The sequence below is a fragment of the Actinomadura sp. GTD37 genome (genome assembly GCF_041951365.1).
Classification (GTDB): Bacteria; Actinomycetota; Actinomycetes; order Streptosporangiales; family Streptosporangiaceae; genus Spirillospora.
Genome location: NZ_JBGNUS010000005.1, coordinates 278,642 through 296,159 on the forward strand (window position 1 = coordinate 278,642; position 17,518 = coordinate 296,159).

The window sequence follows — 17,518 nt, forward strand, 5'->3', positions numbered from 1 at the left end:
GCGCCGAGCAGGCGCGATGACCTCACCGGGAGACGCTCGCCCCTGGCCCGTCACGAGTACCGGTCGCCGCTCTCCAACGAGTCCAGGAGTGCGTCGATTCGGGTTCGCGGGAACCCGGAGCCTTCGGCCGCCACGCAGAACAGGCGCTGGGCCGCCTCCACGACGGCGCCGGGCTCCATGAGAGCCAGAGCGTCGGCGACTCCGTCCCGGCCGTCCTGGATCCATGCGGCGATCAGCAGGTGCATCTCCCGCTGGCGGTCCTCCAGAGCGGTCTTGGACAGGCCCCCCAGGTAGTCCTCGGCCCTGCGGACACCGGTTCCGAGCCTTCCGGCGGCGACGATGTACTCGACGAGCACGAACGCGACCCGGCTCCACGCCGGCGGGCCGTAGTGGTCGATGCGGTCGAACAGGTCGCGGGCATGGTCGGGTACTTCATGTTCGATGAGGAACTCGATGGCGCTGCTGCTCGCGGTGCTCAACTCGACGATGAAGTGGACCCGTTCGTCGTCGTACTGGGCGGGTTCGGGGTGCCCTGTGCCCAGGCGGAGGGCCAGCGCGCGGAGCGCGGCGGGGATCGCGGCGGCGGGCGGCCTGGCGAGCGGGTCCTTTGCGAGGAGCGTGAGCAGGTAGTCGTCGAGCGCCTCGGGGACGGCGGGCCGTAGGCTGCTGGGCCGCGGAGGGGCTTTGTGGACGACCTGGCCCATCACCGCGCGCAGGTCCTCCGCGGGAAACAGCAGGCGGCCGGTGAGCAGGTGGAACAGGGTGGCGCCCAGGGCGTAGACGTCCGCGGCGCCGGTGACGGGCTCGCCGAGCAGCTGCTCGGGCGGCATGTAGGCCACGGTGCCGAAGCCGATGCCGGTCGCCGACAGGCCGGCGGTGGCGCCCGACAGCCGGGCGATCCCGAAGTCGCAGATCTTCAGGGTCCCGTCGCCGTCGAGCATCAGGTTGGACGGTTTGACGTCGCGGTGGATCACCCCGGCCTCGTGTGCGGCCGCGAGGCCCTCGGCGGCCTTCGCGCCGTGATCCAGCACCGTCCCGATCGGCAGCCCGCCCGGATGGTCGTCCAGCAGTGTCGCCAGGTCCGGGCCCGCGAGCAGTTCCAGCACCAGGAACGGCCGGCCGTCGCTCGCACCGGTGTCGTGGACGGTGGCGATCCGAGGGTGGTTGAGGCGGGCGGCGGCCCTGCCCTCGCGGCGGAACCGTGCCAGCGCCTGGTCCATCTGTTCACCGGTCCAGTCGACCAGCAGCACCTTCAGCGCGACCCGACGATCGAGCCGCAGGTCCAGAGCCCGCCACACCTCGCCCATCCCGCCGCGGCCCAGCCGCTGCTCAAGCCGATACCGGCCCGCCAACTCCTGCCCCGTCCTCATCCGCACCTCGCTGCGCGTCCGCCGGCGTGTTCAGTCCTTCCGGAGACACTGCCAGATCATCGGCCGCGTGCTGAAGAGGCTGCGGTGGTGCACTCGCGCCGCCGTGGGAGGGGATCCGCGTTGGGCGGTGAAGCCTTGATGGAACCGGAGCTGCGGGCCCGTCGGCTGCGGGCGGGTCAGGAGGTCAGCAGCCGGGCACGCAGCGCCGCGACGGTGGCGTCGCTCAGCTTCAAGCCGTTGCGGACGTAGTCGTCGAAGCTCCCGTACGCCTGGTCGACCTCGTGGAACGCCTCGTCCAGCCAAGCGGACTCCACGGCGTCGGGACGGCCGAGGTAGGTGTTGCTGGCCATGTAATCCTGGTACACCGTCGCCTTCGGGACGCCCAGGATCGTCAGCAGCACCGCCGCGCCCCAGCCGGTCCGGTCCTTACCCGCGGTGCAGTGGAACACCGTCGCGCCGGGGTTGGCGGCGATGGAGGTGAGCAGGTCGCGGTAGGCGCGGCTCGCGCCGCTGAAGTCCACCATGAACGGGTAGGCGATGGACTGGCCGAGGTTGGACGACCCCGTCACCAGCCCCATCAGGAACCCGTACAGCAGGCTGCCCAGCGCCGGGTTGGCGAAGGAGATGCCGTGCGTGAGGTCCTCGACGTCGGCGACCTTGTAGGCGATCCCGGCGGGCAGCAGGTCGGGGTCGTCCGAGCGCTCCTGGTAATTGCGCAGGTCCACGTCCAGGGTGATTCCGAGGCCGAGCAGCGTCTGCTGGTCGGCGGCCGACAGGTGGGCCAGGGAGTTGGAGCGGTAGACGACGCCGGTGCGGACGTGGTGGCCGTCGGCGGTCGCGTAGCCGCCGAGGTCGCGGAAGTTGGCGGCCGTGGCCAGCCGGGGCGCGGCGGCCGGGGACGCCGCGGCCGGCGCCCGGTCCGGGGCGTCGGCGAGGGCGGGCGGTGCGGTCAGCGCGCCGGCCAGCAGGGACGCGCCGAGCAGGACTGCGGACGTACGGGGGGTGCGCATGAGGATCCTTGTCGGACGGCCCCGGCGGGGGAACGGACGTGACGCCCGTCATGATGCTGTCCGGGCGGACGGGGATGAACTGGCAGGCCCTCAAATCTTCCCGGCGATCATTGTGCGGGGCGACAACGGCCGCGTCCCGGCCGTCCCGCGCCATCGCGGTGGCCAGGGTCGGACGGGGCGGATGAAGATCGAGTCGCGGGCGGTGGCCGCGGCTACCGTTGCCTGGTCGGACAATTGCCCTACGGATCGGGAGCACATGGTGGCCGCCGAAGAGCGTGAATCGACGATCGGGATTCGTGATGACATACCGGCGTCGGCCCGGGTGTACGGATGGGCGCTCGGCAGCAAGGACAATTACCAGGTCGACCGCGACTTCGCGTTGAAGACCGCGCCCGCCTTCCCCGAGTCGATCGACATCAGCCGGCAGAACCGGCTGTTCCTGTACCGGGCGGTGCGGTACATGGCGGCCGAGGCCGGAATCCGCCAGTTCCTCGACATGGGATGCGGGCTGCCCACCGATGACAACGTCCACCAAGTCGCCCAGCAGTTCGCGCCCGACGCCCGCGTCGTCTACGTCGACATCGACCCGATCGTGCTGGCCTACGGCCGCGCACTGCTCGCCGGGGACGGCTCCACCGTCGTCATCAACGCCGACTTCCGCGACCTGGACGCCGTCCTGAACCATTCCGAGGTGGCGCGGCTCATCGATTTCGACGAGCCGCTGGCGGTCCTCTTCCTGTCGGTCGGGCACCACCTGACCGACGCCGACGACCCGCGCGGCATCCTGCGCACCCTGCTGGACCGGGCGGCGTCCGGCAGCCACCTGGCGTTCTCGCAGGTCGTCTGCACCGATCCCGCGCGCGCCGCCGAACTGGACAGCCGGATGAACGCGGCCGGCATCCCCTGGCGGAACCGCAGCCGCGAGGAGGTGGACGCCCTCCTGCTGGACGGCCTGGAGCCGGTCGAGCCGGGTCTGGTGAACCTGCTGCACTGGCGGCCCGACCCCGGCCAGCCGCCCCTGGCGCCCGTCCCCGACGAATTGGCCCAGTTCGTCGGGGCCTCCAAGATGGGGCGGGACATGTGCGAATACGGCGGCGTCCTGCGCAAACCCTGACCGCTGGGTCAGCCGTTCGGCCGCACCGTCCACTGCGCCGCCGCCGGGGCGGCGCCGGGTTGCCGGTCATGCCGTTCGAGGTGCGTCAGCAGGAGCGTCATCGGCAGGCCGAGACCGTCCACCGCGCCATCGAGCAGGTCGGCCCGGATGCTCTCCAGCGTCACTGCCGGATCGTCCGCGCACATCACGGCGGCCCGTTCCGCATGTGGACGAGCGTGGCCCAGTTCGTCGCGTGCCTGCGTCAGGCCCTGGGTGTGCAGCAGCAGCCGATCACCGTGGCGGAGCGGCACGGTCGTCGTCTCGCACCACTGGCCGCCGAGGTCGAGCAGGGTAAGCGGCGGATAGCAGGGCAGGGCTTCGAGGGGAAGTACCCCGCCCTCTCTTATCAGCAGGGGCGGCGGGCTCCCGCAGCACACTATTTCGGCGGTGTCCTCGCGGAGGGTGAGCAGCAGAGCGGTGACGAACTCGTCGTCGTCGACGATCGGGGCGAGGACCGAGTGCATCCGCTCGGCCAACCCCGGCAGGGTCGACTCGTTGGCGGCCAGTTGCCGGAAGTTGCCGAGTGCGGCGGCCGCCGTCTCCTGCGCCGAATCGCCGGAGCCCAGCACGTCCCCGATCAGGATCCGGGTGCCGAAAGGCGTGGGCAGGACGGTGTGGAAATCGCCGTTGGTCTGGGGCGCCGCCGGAAGCCGGCAACTCTGCGTGCGCACTGTTCCGCCGTGCTGCGCAAAGGTCTTGGTCGCCGTCGGCGTCCGGTAGTCCTTCCGAAGGAGGTCCGAGAGGATCTCGGGGGTGCCCTCCGGTGTGGCGCTGTCCACGCACAGCCGCTCTATCGTGCCGAGGTAGCTTTCGGTCTCCTCGGGCTTGTCCAGATACAGGGCCCCGGTGAGGTTCTCCAGATAGACGACGTCCGGCACCTCGGGCTCGGGGAAGCGCAGGATGGCGAACGCGCCGCCCTCCGCGACATGGCCCCCGAAACGGAACGGCATGATCTGGATCGTGATGTTCGGCCGGGCGCACATGGCGACGAGGTGCTCGAGTTGGCCCCGCATCGTCTCGGGTCCTCCGAGTGGCCGGCGCAGCGCCGTCTCATCGATGACGGCCCACAGCCGGGGCGCGTCGGGCCCGGAGAGCCGTTTCTGGCGGCGCAGGCGCAATTCGACCCGGTGCTCTATCTCGGTCGAGGACGCGTCCGGGTTTCCGAGGCGGATGACCGCGCGGGCATAATCGGGGGTCTGCAACAGGCCGGGGATGAATTGGATCTCATACGTCCGGATGAGCGACGTCGATTCTTCGAGCCCCACATAGGTCTGGAACCAGGTGGGCAGGACGTCGTGGTACCGGTGCCACCATCCCGGCGTGTTGGCCTCGCGCGCCTTGTCCAGGATGGTGTCCCGCTCGACCTCGTCGCCGACTCCGTAAAGGGTGAGCAGATCGGCCACGTCCCGTTCCTTGAAGCTCACCCGGCCGAGTTCCAATCGGCTGATCTTCGACTCCGAGCTCCGGATGCGGTCACCGGCCTCCTGGCGGCTCAGCCCGGACGCCTCCCGCAGGCGGCGCAACTGTGCGCCGAGGATGATGCGAAGCACCGTCGGGCTCGAACCTGGGCGCTCAGCGGTCACCTCCCACCTCCGAAGGCATGTGCAGCGGCATCGCGTGCTCCTCGCGCGTTGGATCGCGTCCCGCTCAAGGGACGAGGTCGTCGGGACCGGCGGGCGGGCGCGTGCGCGTGGTGGCGGCGCGCCAGAGCACCTCTGGCAGGAACAGGGACTGGGGCCGGGCGGTGAGCGCCAGCACGTCGATGAATCGGTCGCATACCCGCGGGTCGACATTGGCGAGGGACTGGACCCGGTCCACATAGCGGTTGAGGACCCTGGTCCGGACCCCGGCCACGGCGCCTTCGGTCGTGCTGTACCGGAGGTCCTCCCCCGTGGCCACGAGCCACGGGCCGGTGGCGTTCTTGATCACCTTGCGGTGGAAGCGCCGCGCGAGCCTGTCGAGGTCCCCGTCCGCCCGCAGGCAGGCGTCCAGCGTGAGCGCGGACTTCGCCGCGACGGTCATTCCCTGGCCGTAGAGCGGGTTGAAGGCGCACAGCGCGTCCCCGGCGACCAGGAATCGCCTCGGCCATGCCGGCATCCGCTCGTAGTGACGGCGGAGATTGGCGGTGCGCCGGTAGCTGACGACGGGGGTGAGCGGCTCGGCGTCGCGGATCGCCTCGTAGAGCAACGGGCTGCGCAGGCTCTTGGCGAACTCCAGGAAGCCGTCGTCGTCGGTGGGCGGATAGTCCTCCCCGACGCCGAAAAGGCTGACGATCCACCGTCCGCCCTCCTGCGGGAACAGCGCGCCGGTGCGCGTGCCCTGCGGGGGGTCGGCCTGAAGGTAGAGCGCCTTCCATCCGGGGTCGAAACCCGAGGGAATGGCGTAGGTGCGGCTGGCGTATCCCAGCTTGGGGTTGATCAGGGTCTGCCGGACGGCCGGGTAGCCGAGCCGCTCCAGCCACGCGGGGGTCTTCGAGGAGCGTCCGGCGGCGTCGACGACCAGGTCCGCGGTGAGCGGCTCGCCCGGTCCGGTCGTCCCGCGCTCCCGCACCTCGACTCCGGTGACGGCCCCGGCGTCGGCCAGCAGCCCGGTCACCTCGCGGCCGGCGAGCACCCGAAGGTCCTGGACCTTGGCCAGCCGCGCGCGCACGGTCCAGTCGAGGAGATCCCGGCTGAACGTCAGCAGGCGGGTCGATTCGAACCGGCGCCGCCATCCGGCGGAGGTCAGCCACAGCATGTCGGCGGGCACCCGGACCTCGGGCACGCCCGCGGCGCGCAGCTCGTCCTCCAGCCCGGGGAACAGCTGCTCGGCGATCTCCAGCCCCCGGCTCCAGAGCACGTGGAGATGGCGGGCCTGCCCCAGGCCGGGACGGGACGCGACGGTGTCCGCGAAACGGTCGCGCTCGATCACGGTGACCCGGGAGAAGTGGTCGGCGAGGATCCTGGCCGCCAGCAGCCCCGTCAGGCTGCCGCCGACGACGACCGCATGCTCACGGGGCTGCGTCATGGTCTTCTCCTCGCGGGTGCGGGACAGGCGTATCTGCGGGGACGTCAGCGGCGGCGATCAGAGGCTTCGGTGAGCGGGAGGGAGTCTGGGCGCTCGCCCATCGCGAAGGCGACGGCTTGGTCGAGATCGAGGCCCGTCCCCTGCTCGTGGAAATGCCCGTACGCCTCGTCGCCCAGAGCTCGCCGAGCAAGCGCCTCCCCTTCGTTGTGGGGAGCGTTGAAATACGCGGAACCGAACAGCGGGAGCCCTACCGTCCGCCAGATCCGCTTGGCCGCCCCCTGCAGCGCGGCGGCGTCCCGGGGACGGCCTCGCGCCGCGTGGAACAGGGCGAGCAGTTCCACGCCCAGCACCGCGCACACCAGATCGTTGAAGGTGCGGCTGATGTTCACGCACTTCTGGGCGAGGGCGGTCGCGTCGTCGGCCCGGCCCTCGGTCCAGGCCGCGAAGGCCAGGACGTAGAGCGCGTAGGCCCTGACCCATTGCTCGCCGTGCTCCTCACAGATCGCGCGAACCTCTTCGCACAACTCGACGGCGAAGGGGAGGTCCCCCTGGAACGCGACCGTCATGGCGTACTCGGCGCGCGCCATGATCACGCTGGTGTCCAGCTCGCCGAGGGAGTCGTAGGCGGCGAGCGCGTCCTTGAACAGAGTGGCCGCTTGCGCGTGGTCGTCGGTCACCAGCGCGACGCAGCCCAGCCGATGGACGGCGTTGGCCGACGCGATCGGGTCGCCGGCCCGCAGGGCCTCGGCCCGGCCGGCCTCCAGCAGCGCGGTCGCGCCGTCGGTGTCGCCCTGCTTGATGGCGATGTAGCCGTTCACCCAGAGGGCCTTGGCCCGCACCCGGGTCGGGTCGGTGTCGAGGGCGAGTGCCCGGTCCAGCCAGTACCGGCCTTCGGCGAGGAAGCCGCAGCCCACCCAGTAGAAGCACAGCGCCCCGGCCATCCCCAGGCCGGTCTGCGCCTGGCCGGGGGTGGTGAGGCAGTGGTCCAGGGCGGCGCTCACGTTCGCGTGCTCACCGAGCAGACGCTTGAAGATCTCCTTCTGGCCGGCGCCGAACCACTCCCGCTCGCACCGCTGAACCAACCGCAGGTACCAGTCGCGGTGCCGCCCGCGGAACCTCTGCCGCTCGCCCAGCTCGTCGAGCCATGTCGAGCCGTACTCGCGCAACGTGTCCAGCAGCCGGTACCGGACGCCCGCGCCGTCCCCGGCCCGCGAGAGGACCGACTTGTCGACCAGACCCGCCAGCGTCGCCGCGACGCGGTCCGCGGGCAGCACGCCGTCGCCGCACACGTGCTCGGCCGCGCGCTGGTCGAAGTCCCCGGCGAAGACCGACAGCCGGGCCCACAGCAGCCGCTCCTCGCGCGTGCACAGCTCATGGCTCCAGCCGACCGTCGTCCGCAGCGCGTCGTGCCGCGACACGTCCTCGGACAGGTCGGCGGTTCCGTCCACGAGCATCTCGAACCGGTCGTCCAGCCGGTCGGACAGCTGCTCCAGGGAGAGCCGCCGCAGCTGGCCGGCGGCGAGTTCCAGGGCCAGCGGAAGCCCCTCCAGGCGATGGCACAGCCGGGCGACGGCGCGCCAGTTGTCGTCGCCGACGGCGAAGCCGCCCGTGGCCGACGCGGCGCGCTCCTCGAACAGGGCGACCGCCGGGGGCCGTGCCGCGCCCGCCGGCGCCGCCTCCGGATCCGCCGTCTCCAGCGGCGCGAGTCTCAGCACCCGCTCGCCGCCGACGCCGAGGGCCTGGCGGCTCGTGGCCAGCAGGCGCAGTCCGGGCGCGGCGCTCAGCAGGACCTCGGCCACACCCGCGCAGGCGTCCCTGAGGTGCTCGCACGTGTCCAGCACCAGCAGCAGCCGCTTCCCGGCCAGGTGATCGGCCAGGACGTCGAGCTGCGGACGCGCCGTCTGGTCGACGACCCGCAGAGCGCGGGCGATCGCGTGGCCCACGAGCGAGCCGTCCCGCAGACCGGACAGGGGCACCAGCCACGCGCCGTCGTGGAACCCGTCCTCCAGGCCGCGCGCGGCCTCCAGCGCGACCCGCGTCTTGCCGACGCCGCCGACACCGGTCACCGTCACCATGCGTCCGGCGCCGAACAGCCGCCCGAGCTCCGCCAGTTCGGCACGCCGTCCGACGAGAGCGGCGCTTTGCGGGACGAGATTGCCTCTCCGCAGCACATCAGCCGCAGCCACGTTCGCCTCATTCCCCACGCGCCGTCAGGATGACGCACCACCTTACCCATACGGCCTGCGCCAATTGGGCCTCTTCGGAAATCGGCAGCCGATGAAAATCGGAACAGCTCAGATGTTTGAGGCCGTGCGAGATGGAGTTCGAGCGGCGGCGGGCGGCTGGTACGGCGTCCGGGACCGTGATCGGTGTATAAGAGGGCGCTCCGTAATGGAGGGCGCCGCCCGGTGATGGTCATGTCGTCCGCAGGCGGCGCGGCCGGTTCCGGCCTGCACGGCACTCCTCGGGGCCCGGCGTGTGAGGATGCCCCGTCAGCGCAGTGCCGGCAGCGCGCCGCTGGTGTGCTGCACGCTGCCCTGCCCGTACGGCCTCCGAACCGCGATGTGCGAAGCGCCCCGTGGTTACACGGCCCGATTCTCGAAACGACACCGGGGGATTCTGCCGTGACGCCCTGTGTTCGGAGCGGAGTGAGATGACCGCGCCCCCGCGAAATAGCCGCGCGGAAGGCGCTCCGCTAAGTCCGCAATTGCGCAACCCGGCGAGGTCGGCCGATCACACGCGTCCTTCCGCGGAGGGACGGCCGGCGGGGCGGAACGATATCGATCCGATAAGGCGCGTGGCTGCACTCCGGCAGGTTCGGACGACGGGCGGGGGCGTGCATGGCAGGCGTCCGCTACTTCTCGGGAAGCGCGCGCGGCGAGAAGCGACCGACCACGATCTCCTCAGGCCGGATAAAGCTGGAACAGTTCACGAATGTGCTGCTTTGTCGCAGGTATTCCGCGCGCTCGGCGATGACCACCGCATTCGCGACGGCAACACGCCGGGAGATGGCCGCAAGAGCCCTGCCTGCGGCCTGCAAGAATGCGCGAGTGCCCGAAACGCGAGACCACGGACCGCTGCCGCCGCTGCTCGTCCTCCTCACGGTCATGACCGGATTCGTGGATTCCGTCAGCTACCTTGAACTCGGCAATGTCTTCGTCGCCAATATGACGGGCAATATCATCTTTCTTGGCCTGGGGTTGGGCGGCAGCAAGGGAGTCGAGATCCTGGCGACCACGGTGTCGACCGGCTGCTTCTGCGTCGGAGCCGCAGTCGGCGGGCATCTGGCCTTCAACCGGATCGCGCATCGAGGCCGATTGCTCGGTGCGGCCACCGCCACGCAGGCATGGGCCCTCGTCGCCGCCGCGCTGATCGTGACGAGCCTCGGCCACGCCCACGAGCTCGGGCGCTACGCGGCGATCACCGTTCTCGCCGTGTCAATGGGATGGCAGTACGCGATCGTGCGCCGGCTAGAGGTACCCGACTTCCGGACCATTGTCGTCACCACCACGCTCACCGCCCTCGTCGCCGATCGCACCGAGGCGAAAGAGCGCATCGCACGAAGGCTGTCCTCCCTCGCCGCGCTGCTACTGGGCGCCGCGATCGGCGCTCTGCTCATCCGTAAGGTCGCGGTGGCCGCTCCCCTGTGGTGTGCGGCCGTGGTGCTGATCGTGGTCGCGGCCATAGCCTTTATCACCTCGGCGCGGGACGACGCCGAGAAGTGGGGCTGACAAAGCCCTGCCGAAGTGCGCTGTTCGCGACTCCAGGCTGCCGGATCGTGTGATCGCCGTGGGACGGCGCCCTGGCGCGCCCACGGCGATCACGGCTGCGGATCCGTCAAACTTCTTCGAGCTTGACGCGCACGCCCTCCATCCTGGCCCGCAGTTCCTCCTCGGTGAACACGTTGCGGTCCATGAGGGTGTGCGCCACCGTGAGCGCCGACCTCGTCTGGACCGGGAACCGCACGTAGAGCGACTCCCCCATCCGGTCCTCGAGCTGCCGGCGCTCCAGGTTGTCCAGCGCACCGTTCTTGGACAGCGCCTCGCAGGTGGCCTGCATCCGGTTCTCCCAGACCTCCGGCTCATGCTCGATGCAGCGCAGCGAGGTGTCCGTCCGCTCCCCGATGTCGTCCAGCGTCCGCATCAGAACGTCGTAGGTGCGGGACGAGTCGCTCATCCCTTGATCCCCACCTTCTGCGCGGCCAGCGAACCGCTGTCCTCGGTACGGCCGGCCTTCGGCAGCGCCACGCCGATCATCGTGTCGCGCGTCACGATCTGGGCCAGCTGCTCCTCGCTCCATCCGTCGGTCCCCTCAGGCCGCATGGGCATGACCATGAACCGCGACTTCTGGTTCGAGTCGTGCACCCGCACCTCGACGTCCGGCGGCAGGTGGAGGCCGAACTCGCCGAGGACCTCGCGGGGCCGGCGGACCATCCGGCGCCGGTAGCTCGGGGTGCGGTACCAGTCCGGCGACATGCCGAGGACCGGACGCGGGTAGCAGGAGCACAGCGTGCACACGATCACGTTGTGCACGCGCGGCGTGTTCTCCAGCACGTAGAAGAACGTGTAGTCGCTCGGGGTGCCGGTGCCCGTGGGGTGCAGCCAGTCGATCCCGACCTCCTTGCACGCCCCGGTGCCGTTCTGGAGCAGGCGCTCCTTGAACGCCGGGTCCGCCCACGCCTTGGCGACCAGCTTCGACCCGCCGTGCGGGCCGACCCCGTCCGCCCACTCGGCGAAGGTGCGGTGGTCCTCGGCGGAGAAGATGCCCTTTTCGATGCACAGCTCTCGAACCGCCAGTTCGAGCACCTCGAACTCGCTGACCTTGTCCGCCACCGGGAATGTGTTGTGCCCGTCGTGGTGGCTATCGCTCATGCTTCCTCCTTGCCGTCGACGGCCTCGAGCCAGCGCTCCGAGAACTCGGACGTGAGCGTGTCGACGGCGTAGCCGGAGTAGTCCGGCCACAGTTCCGTCTGCTTGAACTGGACGACGTAGAACGGTTCGTGCCGGCCGTTCTCCATTCGGTCCCACGCCTCGTCCTCGGGGATCACCCACTCGGGACGGTGCTCGGCCACGACACCGGTGCGGCCTCGGGTGTACTTCTGCGTGCGGGTGTGGAAGAGGGTGGTCTGGTTGCGGATCCGAACCCGATCACCGATCTTGAACTTGGGAGTGGCCATCACTTGCTCTCCAGACGTTCACGGACCTCATCGATCTTCTTGCCGAGTTCGTCGGTCGTGAGCAGACCCTTGTTGACGAGCGTCTTGGCGGCCACCGTGATCCAGCGGCCGTAGTACGGCAGCCCGTAGTACTGCGTCTTGCCGAGGTCGTTCTCGGCCCGCCGCCGCATCTCCGAGTTCCAGGCCCCGCGCCACCCCAGGCATTCGCAGGTGAGGTAGATGTTCATCTCCCATTCCGTCTCGCCCTTCGGCATGTACGGCTGGGGCCAGTCCGTTTCGCCGCCGACGTCGTGAACGACCGACGTCAGCGTGTGGTAATCCACGTTCGAGATGGTGTACGGCGAGTCCAGGACCTCTCGGTTCTCCGGATTCAGATGCCGGACCTTGTCCAGGAGCGTGTCATACTGCATCCTCGACATGCGATCTCCCTTCTAAAGCGAGTTCGTCACCGGCTTCATTCTCCGGGGACGATGGTCTTCAACCGCGGGGAAGTCAAATGTCACTGCAAACGAAATTTGACTTGCCCGGAAGAGGCGACAGGGTACGGGCCGGCCAGTTCAACCGGACTCACTGGTCCCTGAAGCAGGCGATATGGAAGGAGCGGGGAGCGGCGGTCCCGTCCGGGGTGTAAGTGCGCACCCTCAACTGATTCTGCCCCTCGCCCAGGCCGACGGTGATCAGACCCGGCTCCACCGCCTCGCCCTCGGCGCTGCCGATCGTCGCGGCGAAGTTGGTCTTGGCGTCCCCGCCGGACAGCGGCACCCCCCAGTCGATGACGTATTCGTTGACGCCGTCGAAGGCGCAGCCCTCCACCAGGTAACCGCGGACGACTCCGCCATCGGCACCGATAACGCAGGCCAGTCTTTTCTCGAAGCCCGACATCAACTCACTCCCTTTTCGCGTTGATTCGACTTCCCTCTTGAAGTGATCTCCTCATGCCCTTCCCGAGTCGTCGATAACCACCAGAGAGATTTTGCCGTACGCTGCCGCGCTGGAGCCGGTCGCCTCAGCCATCGACATACGTCTCAATGGCCGTGCTTGGCCGGCTTGAATGAATACAGGTCCAGTGTCGCCGGAGGATTCGCCACTCCCGGGCCGCCCGCGTTGGCCCAGGTCGTGATGTCGTCGACCGCGTCCACGTCGAGGATGCGCCCGAGCCACGCCGCCCGGCCGCCGGCCGCCCGGCCCTTCGCGGACGGGTTGACGACGATGACGTTCGCCTGAGTGCACGGCCCGAGGCAGTCGGTGTACCGAAGCCGGACATCGCGCGCCAATTGGAGGCGGAGGCGTCGCTCCAGCCGGTCGTGGTCGACTCCCGGATTTCTCCGATCAGTACCGCAGCAGCAGCCCCGGCACACGGTGATGGTGCATCTCGGCGGCGGCGCACCCGGCTCCGCCACCACCTCGGCGGTCATCCCGCCGCCAAGCGGCTTCGCAGTGGCACGCGGGGCCCGCTTTTCTCCGGGACCGGAAGACCGCGCACCATGTTCCTGTCGTTGACACGCTCGTCGGGGCACCACCCGACTCGTGCCTGACCCCAGATCGGCAAACAACTCTCCCCGAGACAAGACTTGTGGACAACTTCCGGTCACCCGTGAGCTGGAGGCAGGAAGGACCGCGAAGTTCGATGTCGGGCTGCTACCCGCCACCGAGCGCTGCATGACGTCTTTTGACACAAGAGTCCGTCACCTGACTCCAGAAGACGGTAAAGGTCCCCATTGAGCCTTGTTGAACTCGTGAGTTTCGCTTTAACCCCGAGAAGAGCCGAGGGTGCGGACGGGAGGCCGTGTTCACCGTCCGGGCATCGCGGCCAGGCCGGTGGCGCGCGGCCGTGCGGGGGCTCTCGCGGTCAGCTCCACCGCCACGACTCCGCATGGAAGAATCCCAGCAGGTCGGCACTTTTCACGCGATGGCGCGCCAACGACTGGAGTGCTTCCCGGACGCCGGGCATGACGTGGGGGCCGGCCACCTGGCCGCACAGTTCCACGAGGACGGCCGTGGTGCGCTCCCCGAACCACCGGCTCGCCAGCAAGGCCGCCACCTCGTCCGCCTGCTGCGGCTGGAGAATCCCCCTGCCGGCCAGATGGCCGAGGAACGATCTGAGGTCGATCATGGCTTCGCTGAGCGGCCGGTAATCCGGCGCCGGCCCGTGCAGGACCGCGACCTCGTCGTCCGGGATCATCTGGTCGGCGAAGCGCCGGTACACGACCCCGAACCCCCGCATCCCGTGACTGGAGAGTTCCGCCGCGCGTATCGCGCCCATGGACGCCAGGCCCCAGACCCGCCAGCCGGCGTCCAGCGCGGCGAGGATCTCGCGGTGGCCCACCGCGAGTACGTCACCGAAGCGACCGTCCACAATGACGAGATCACCGGGCTCCGCGTTCGTTCCCTCGATGAGCGCGGCGACGTCACCGCGCCGCACCGGGGGCAGGACGACCATTCCCGGCCCCTCGAACCGATCGCGATCCAACCCGTAAGCAGTCGGTCCGAGGAACGTATAGCTGGTGGAACTCATGATCGGCGTGTGCTCTCGTCCAGGACCATGTCGGCCATCTCCGCGAGTCGCACCCCGACCCGCCGTGTGGCCTGCGTGAAGTGCTCCGCGAAGGGCACGGTCACTCGGACCACCGAGAACGGACGCGCCAATGGCGGGTATCGATAGACCCCCACTTGATCGAATCCATGCTCCCGGCAGCGCCCAAGCAACTCCGCAAGGAGTTCCGCAATCGATGTCGCCTGGGCGGTGGGAATGTCTGCGAAATCTATCGTACGATCATCACGGGCAAAGCCGGCCACCAGTTCGGCGCGGTAGGCGCGCTGTTTTTCCGCGGTGAAGGAGTCGATGAACTCGGCCGTCGCCTCCAGGTCGTCACGTGCGCCCTGGATATATGTCAGCCGGGACTGGGCGGCCTCACAGAGCGCACGGGCCGCGGCTATCGACGCCACCGGATGGAAGCCGTAACCCCCGTTGCACGCGAGCGGTGAGGCCAGGTCGTCGTCCGCGATCAGGCAGGAGAAGCAGGGGCCGAAGGGGTTGGGAACGAGGCGAAGCCATACCTTGAGGCCGGCCTTCTGAATTCGGTCCCTCATCATCGCCGGCACAGCGGGCAGCCGGGCGGAGCTCACTAGAAGTGAATGCGACCGAATCGTTTCGAATGACAAGGTGTCGCGCTCGATGACTTCGCACAGCCCGTGCAGGACCGCCTCGTCGGGACTGTTGCCGGACGCCAGCCCGGTGGTCGTGGACCCCCAGACGCCGGCCGCCAGCTGAGGCGGGCAGGGATGGAAGACCAGTTCCGCCGGGACGAGAAGCTCGCCACTCGAAATCGCTTCGGTCGTCCGAACCCAGGCGAATTCCCGGTCGGGGTCGAGTTCCTCGCCCAGGGCCGGGCACAGGCTTCCGACGCTGGGGGCGCCCTGGTCCACCGCCTGACGCGCGGTGAGCCGCAGGATGTCGCCCCGCCGGTCCGCTTCCGCCGCCGACCGTTCCGCCACCGCGAGTTCGACGGCCTCCATCAGAGCGCCGGCCCGCGCCTCGTCCGATGTCCCGCCCTTGCCCGCGGTGACGATGACGGCCGCCGCGTCCGGCCTGGTCGCCGAGTAGACCGGAATGCCCACCCGGTCGAGCCAGGTCGTGTCGGCACAGCGCGTCACGCCGAGCCGGCGGGCCACGTGCCACGCACGTCTCGCGGTCTCTGCCGCTGGGACTGCGCGAAGACTGCTGCTGAGAGCCGGCACCATGCATCCCGTCATGAACAGATCCGGAAACCCCTGTCCTACTGCACCGAGTGATCATAATTCGGGCGGGCAGAATTGACATGAGCGTCGTTACCGAAATCCGAAACGCGACGGCAATGCCGCGTACGCCATCGGATCACGCGCTCAAGGAGATCACACACTCCGCCCTTACTACAAGGTAATAGTGATGGCACTCCAGCATGTTTGCGAGGCTGTTCCGCCGCAAGTGGGCGTGTTAGCCTTTTGAGGCACCAATCGGTCGCGTCTCTCCAGAGCGGACCGGCACAGGTACTGCGGACGCGGCTCACTGCGATGAACAGGAGTGCGCCATGAACAGCGCTGCGGAAGCCCGGCTCGACCGCCCGGCGGACGGCGGCCGCGAAAGCGGCACGGGCATCCCACTGAGCGAGGCCGCCGCCTCGTATCTGAACGCCAGGCTCGCCGAGGGGCTCGTCGCCCCCGCGGCCGCCCACGACCACTCCACCGTGAGCGAACCGGGCGTCGCGCAGCTCCCATAGCGCTCGCCCCAACACCGATCCCCGCACCGTGGGCCGCGCCGACCGACCACTTCGGCGCTCGACCGCATCGGCGATGCCGTGCAGGGCCGGATCGAGGAAGACCTGCGACCGAACCGGCGCCATCCAGGACTACCTTGATTCGGCCCCGCACGGCCGCGACTTCGCCACAAGGCCGAGAGTTGATAAATGCAACTCTCATTCCCGGCGACTCAATGCAGTCGATGTCACGGAAGCCCGAGTGCCGCATTCAAAGATCTTCACTGGGGTCGTGACCGCCCAAGCGAAGCCGTGTTAGAGTCCGAATAAGCATGAAGTTCGCCGGCATCCGGAAGATCATTTCCAGTGCGGATGGCAGGATCGAGAAGGAGAGAATGCATGGCCAATCTGGTGCCCCCCGCGACCTCTACCCGACCCGCTCCCATTCGGCTACCGCTGCGAGAGATCGTCCCGTGGGCGCTGTTCGCGATCATCCTCGGCCTCACCCTCCTCTACTTCGTAGGAGCGGAGCAGGGCGCCACCGCGCTGTTCAACGGATCGGCCATTCACGAGTTCATGCACGACGGTCGCCACCTCGTCGGATCCCCCTGCCACTGATGGCCCGCCCAGGAGGGCGCAGTGATCAGAGCACTTCTCATCCGAGGCATGCTGGCCGGGCTCATCGCGGGCATGGTGGCCACCGTGTTCGCCTGGTTCGTCGGCGAACCGGCGATCCGCGACGCCATCAGCTACGAGGACGGCCATGACCAGGCCGGCGCCGCGCACTCGCACGTCGCCGGAGCAAGCCCGCATGTACACGAGGCCGCCGAATCGGCCGTGTCCCGCGGTGTGCAGGAGACCCTCGGGCTGTCCGTCGCGCTCGCGCTCTTCGGCATCGCGATCGGCGGCATCTTCGCCCTGGTCTTCGCCGGACTCCACGGACGCGCGGGCAGGCTGACGGCTCGTCCCATCTCGGCACTGCTCGCGGGTGCGGGATTCGTCCTCGTGGGGCTGGTGCCGTTCATGAAGTATCCGGCGAACCCGCCCGCAGTCGGTCACGAGGACACCATCGGAAGCCGGACGGTCTCCTACCTGGCCCTGATCACCGTCAGCATCATCGCGGTGGTCATCGCGACCCAGACGGCACGCCGCCTGACCGCCCGTCTCGGGTCGTGGAACGCCACCCTCGCCGGCGGCGGCGTGTTCCTGCTGCTGGTGGCCATCGCCTCTGTCGCGCTACCCGGTTTCCACGAGGTGCCGGCCGACTACCCCGCCACCGTGCTCTGGCGGTTCCGGCTGGCCTCTCTCGCCACGACCGCCATCATCTGGACCGTCCTCGGGCTGGTATTCGGCGCGCTCGCGGCCCGGGTCATCGGCACGAGCGGCGCACATTCCGCGATGGCCACGAGCGAGGCGAGGTAGCCGAACTCGGTGTCGATCAGCAAGAGGACCTCCTGGCGCGGTGGAGTCTCACCGACTCCACCGACACCGGGAGGTCTTCCGCTGGCGAGCAGGTCCCTCGCCTGCCGTTCCCAGGAGTTCAGGTCGAGCGGACAGCCGTGGGGCGACAC

At 69.2% G+C, this 17,518-nt stretch carries 18 protein-coding genes and 1 pseudogene; 5 read left to right on the forward strand and 14 right to left on the reverse strand.

What is annotated here, in order from left to right:
• Positions 1-50: 50 nt before the first annotated feature.
• Positions 51-1,370 (reverse strand): serine/threonine-protein kinase, encoded by a 1,320-nt coding sequence (locus ACA511_RS25905; RefSeq protein ID WP_375027202.1) that lies wholly within the window; start codon positions 1,368-1,370, stop codon positions 51-53.
• A 176-nt stretch (positions 1,371-1,546) separates the two neighbouring features.
• Positions 1,547-2,380, reverse strand: a complete 834-nt coding sequence (locus ACA511_RS25910; protein WP_375027203.1) for a tyrosine-protein phosphatase — start codon at positions 2,378-2,380, stop codon at positions 1,547-1,549.
• 322 nt (positions 2,381-2,702) lie between these two features.
• Here ACA511_RS25910 and ACA511_RS25915 point away from each other — a divergent pair, with 322 nt between their 5' ends.
• The gene (locus tag ACA511_RS25915) at positions 2,703-3,494 is read left to right on the forward strand and encodes an SAM-dependent methyltransferase (protein WP_375027204.1); all 792 of its coding nucleotides are present in this window, start codon (positions 2,703-2,705) and stop codon (positions 3,492-3,494) included.
• An 8-nt stretch (positions 3,495-3,502) separates the two neighbouring features.
• On the opposite strand, the gene ACA511_RS25920 is transcribed toward ACA511_RS25915, so the two are convergent.
• The 4 genes and pseudogenes from ACA511_RS25920 to ACA511_RS25935 all read right to left on the reverse strand — a co-directional run bounded on the left by ACA511_RS25920 (position 3,503) and on the right by ACA511_RS25935 (position 8,725).
• The gene (locus ACA511_RS25920) at positions 3,503-4,204 is read right to left on the reverse strand and encodes a PP2C family protein-serine/threonine phosphatase (protein WP_375027494.1); all 702 of its coding nucleotides are present in this window, start codon (positions 4,202-4,204) and stop codon (positions 3,503-3,505) included.
• A gap of 51 nt (positions 4,205-4,255) precedes the next feature.
• Positions 4,256-5,071 (reverse strand): annotated as a pseudogene (locus ACA511_RS25925) (helix-turn-helix domain-containing protein); the annotation flags it as partial.
• 109 nt (positions 5,072-5,180) lie between these two features.
• Positions 5,181-6,539, reverse strand: a complete 1,359-nt coding sequence (locus ACA511_RS25930; protein WP_375027205.1) for an FAD-dependent oxidoreductase — start codon at positions 6,537-6,539, stop codon at positions 5,181-5,183.
• A gap of 44 nt (positions 6,540-6,583) precedes the next feature.
• The gene (locus ACA511_RS25935; RefSeq protein ID WP_375027206.1) at positions 6,584-8,725 is read right to left on the reverse strand and encodes an ATPase; all 2,142 of its coding nucleotides are present in this window, start codon (positions 8,723-8,725) and stop codon (positions 6,584-6,586) included.
• Positions 8,726-9,379: 654 nt separating this feature from the next.
• On the opposite strand from ACA511_RS25935, the gene ACA511_RS25940 reads away from it, so the two are divergent.
• A complete protein-coding gene (locus ACA511_RS25940; protein WP_375027207.1) occupies positions 9,380-10,270 on the forward strand; it encodes a YoaK family protein in 891 nt (296 codons plus the stop codon).
• Positions 10,271-10,376: 106 nt separating this feature from the next.
• On the opposite strand, the gene ACA511_RS25945 is transcribed toward ACA511_RS25940, so the two are convergent.
• From ACA511_RS25945 to ACA511_RS25980, 8 genes are all read right to left on the reverse strand, one after another.
• Positions 10,377-10,715: a ScnB gene (locus tag ACA511_RS25945; protein WP_375027208.1), complete on the reverse strand. Its 339-nt coding sequence runs from the start codon at positions 10,713-10,715 to the stop codon at positions 10,377-10,379.
• Entirely contained in the window at positions 10,712-11,410 is a 699-nt protein-coding gene (scnC, locus tag ACA511_RS25950) for a thiocyanate hydrolase subunit gamma (RefSeq protein WP_375027209.1), read from the reverse strand. The genes ACA511_RS25945 and scnC overlap by 4 nt, the downstream gene beginning before the upstream one ends.
• Positions 11,407-11,715 carry an SH3-like domain-containing protein gene (locus ACA511_RS25955; protein WP_375027210.1) on the reverse strand — a complete coding sequence of 103 codons (309 nt, stop codon included), beginning with the start codon at positions 11,713-11,715 and terminating at the stop codon, positions 11,407-11,409. The genes scnC and ACA511_RS25955 overlap by 4 nt, the downstream gene beginning before the upstream one ends.
• Complete coding sequence (locus ACA511_RS25960; RefSeq protein ID WP_375027211.1) at positions 11,715-12,134, reverse strand: hypothetical protein; 420 nt, start codon at positions 12,132-12,134, stop codon at positions 11,715-11,717. Before ACA511_RS25960 ends, ACA511_RS25955 begins: the two co-directional genes overlap by 1 nt.
• 148 nt (positions 12,135-12,282) lie before the next feature.
• The gene (locus ACA511_RS25965; protein ID WP_375027212.1) at positions 12,283-12,597 is read right to left on the reverse strand and encodes a hypothetical protein; all 315 of its coding nucleotides are present in this window, start codon (positions 12,595-12,597) and stop codon (positions 12,283-12,285) included.
• 143 nt (positions 12,598-12,740) lie between these two features.
• Entirely contained in the window at positions 12,741-13,130 is a 390-nt protein-coding gene (locus ACA511_RS25970) for a hypothetical protein (protein WP_375027213.1), read from the reverse strand.
• Positions 13,131-13,564: 434 nt separating this feature from the next.
• Positions 13,565-14,155, reverse strand: a complete 591-nt coding sequence (locus ACA511_RS25975; RefSeq protein WP_375027214.1) for a TfuA-like protein — start codon at positions 14,153-14,155, stop codon at positions 13,565-13,567.
• 71 nt (positions 14,156-14,226) lie between these two features.
• Positions 14,227-15,387 carry a YcaO-like family protein gene (locus ACA511_RS25980; RefSeq protein WP_375027215.1) on the reverse strand — a complete coding sequence of 387 codons (1,161 nt, stop codon included), beginning with the start codon at positions 15,385-15,387 and terminating at the stop codon, positions 14,227-14,229.
• A gap of 395 nt (positions 15,388-15,782) precedes the next feature.
• Between ACA511_RS25980 and ACA511_RS25985 the strand changes: the two genes are divergently transcribed.
• The 3 genes from ACA511_RS25985 (at position 15,783) to ACA511_RS25995 (ending at position 17,369) form a co-directional block, all read left to right on the forward strand.
• Positions 15,783-15,971, forward strand: coding sequence for a hypothetical protein (locus ACA511_RS25985; RefSeq protein WP_375027216.1), 189 nt, complete (start codon positions 15,783-15,785; stop codon positions 15,969-15,971).
• Positions 15,972-16,346: 375 nt separating this feature from the next.
• Complete coding sequence (locus ACA511_RS25990; protein ID WP_375027217.1) at positions 16,347-16,565, forward strand: CbtB domain-containing protein; 219 nt, start codon at positions 16,347-16,349, stop codon at positions 16,563-16,565.
• Between the two features lie 21 nt (positions 16,566-16,586).
• Entirely contained in the window at positions 16,587-17,369 is a 783-nt protein-coding gene (locus ACA511_RS25995; RefSeq protein ID WP_375027218.1) for a CbtA family protein, read from the forward strand.
• The last annotated feature ends 149 nt before the right edge of the window (positions 17,370-17,518 follow it).